Below are 1,111 nucleotides of genomic sequence, written 5' to 3'. Positions count from 1 at the left end.
GTTGTGCATGGGCGGCCAGTCAAGAATCAAGAAGCGCTGGCTAATCCGCAGGCCCTTCTCCTCTACGCAGGTCTGGCGGAGCTGGCAGGCTGAGACCGGAGGTGATCCCCTGCTGCGGCTCGCGTCCCGTTTGTCTCATAGACAAAGGCTCGTGCTGCTAAGGCTTGATTTCGAAGCCCTGCTTTCCGTGACGCATGCCTTAGAATTTCTTTGATAGCCTCGGTAACCGGGAGGTCCAGCCTCCCGGTTACCGAGAATGATCAGTTTTGCGTGGACTTCAGCCCTGCATCGAGAGCATCAAGAATACGCGTGACATCGGCCTTCGAAATGATCAGCGTCGGCGACAAGATGATGTTGTTGCCCGACGTGCGGATCATCACGCCGGCGTCATAGGCGCCCTGATAGACCTTGCCCACGACATCTTTCCCGGCTGGCGTCTTATCGTCCCTGTTGGCGACCAGTTCGAGCGCGCACATCAGACCCTTGCCGCGTACATCGCCGATGATGGGGTATCGGGCCTGCAAATCCTTCAGGCCATCGAGCAGTTCCACACCGCGCGCAGCGGCATTCGGGGGAAGATCCTGCTTGATCGTCTCGGCAAGGCAGGCGATGGCCGCCGCGGCGCCAACAGGGTGACCGGAGTAGGTATAGCCATGACCGATGTTCCCCATGGCTGTACGGTCAGCTTCGAAAGCGTCCGCGATGCGACTGCCGATCATAACAGCGCCGAAAGGGAAGTAGCCATTGGTGATGGCCTTCGCCGTGCACATCATGTCCGGCTGAACGCCCCAGAGCCGACTTCCAGACCACGCACCGGTGCGGCCGAAGGCAGTGATGACCTCATCGGCGATCAGCAGGATTCCGTTTTTGTCACAGAGCGCGCGCAGCCCAGGCATCAAGCTCTCATGTGGAACGATGACGCCTCCGGCGCCAAGTACGGGCTCCATGATGAGGGCAGCAATAGTGTCCGCGCCATTAAAGGCGATCTCGTCGGCGAACTGCCGGATAATGGCGTCTGCGATCAGCTTCGGATCATTGGTATTAAACGGGTTGCGATAGGCATACGGTGCTGCCAGATGGATAGTGCCCGGCAGGAGCGGCTCATAGGCGC

1 protein-coding gene is annotated in these 1,111 nt (G+C 59.5%); it reads right to left on the bottom strand.

The genetic code is table 11. The features are described 5' to 3' along the window. Positions 1-260: 260 nt before the first annotated feature. A partial coding sequence (locus AC1D17_RS29065) for an aminotransferase class III-fold pyridoxal phosphate-dependent enzyme (protein ID WP_477568651.1) occupies positions 261-1,111 on the bottom strand: 851 nt, incomplete at its 5' end.

The sequence above is a fragment of the Pararhizobium sp. P1_E7 genome, assembly GCF_056405855.1.
Note: the sequence above shows the minus strand (reverse complement) of the source record. Positions and strands in the feature narration are given on the sequence as shown.